Annotated in this window: 1 protein-coding gene; it reads right to left on the reverse strand. The window is 75.0% G+C overall.

Annotated elements, in window-relative coordinates:
• Positions 1 to 952 (reverse strand): ABC transporter ATP-binding protein (locus G3I40_RS21740; protein WP_164303811.1); only part of this gene is annotated, 952 nt, incomplete at both ends.

Raw genomic sequence — 952 nt, forward strand, 5'->3', positions numbered from 1 at the left:
CCCGGCGGCGGCCTGCCCGTGGCCGTCGTCGAGGAGTGTCACGCCGATCATGCGGGAGAAGGCCGTACCGGCCGTCTGCGCCTGGTCGAAGGCGGCGAGGACGGTGTTGAACTGGTCGAAGAGCCGGTGGAAGTAGAGCGCGGCCGCCGAGGCCGCGCCGACCGTCGCGGCACCGTCGCCGACCAGCCAGAACCCGGTGGCGAGGACGGCGGACAGGCCGAGCAGTTCCCCGCCGTTCAGCTTGCCGTAGAAGCGGCGCTGCAGCCCGAAAAGCCGGACGGCGAGTCCGCGTGCGGCCTCGGAGCGGGTCCGCACGGCCTCGTGGTGCTCGGCCTCAAGACCCAGCGCCCGTACGGTCGATGCGCCGCTGATCGAGTCGAGGAACTGCTGGGCGCGACGGCCCTCGGCGGCTCGCTCCTGTCGGGCGAGGGGCACCACGACGCGTGCGTACCAGCGCACCGCGACCGCCTGCAGCGGCCCGGCGAGCGCGGCGGCGACCGCGAAGCGCCAGTCGAGCAGGGCGAGCGCGACGAGGGTGAGGACGATGGTGAGTGCCGCTTCGAGCAGTGGGGGCAGCACCTCGCTCGCCGCCTCGTTGACGACCTCCACGTCGCCCGTGGTGCGGGCCACCAGATCTCCGGTGCCGGCCGCTTCGACCTGGTGGGCCGGGGCGTTGAGCGCGCGGTCGAGGACCCGGGCTCGTACGGACGCCAGCGTGGACTGCGCGACCCGGGCGACGAGCGCGGACCCGGCGCCGTTGAACAGGGCCTGTCCGACGGCCGCCGCGGCCACGGCGAGACAGGACCAGGTGAGCGCGGTGGGAGAGCCCGCGTCGAGGACGAGGTCGACGATGCGGCCCACGATCCAGGGCACGGCCAGGCCGATGACCGCGGCCGCGAGCAGGAGCGCGGCGGCGGCCAGGGCGCGGGCCCGGTAGGGGTGCAGCGCACGG

Source organism: Streptomyces sp. SID14478, assembly GCF_010548525.1.
Taxonomy (GTDB): domain Bacteria; phylum Actinomycetota; class Actinomycetes; order Streptomycetales; family Streptomycetaceae; genus Streptomyces.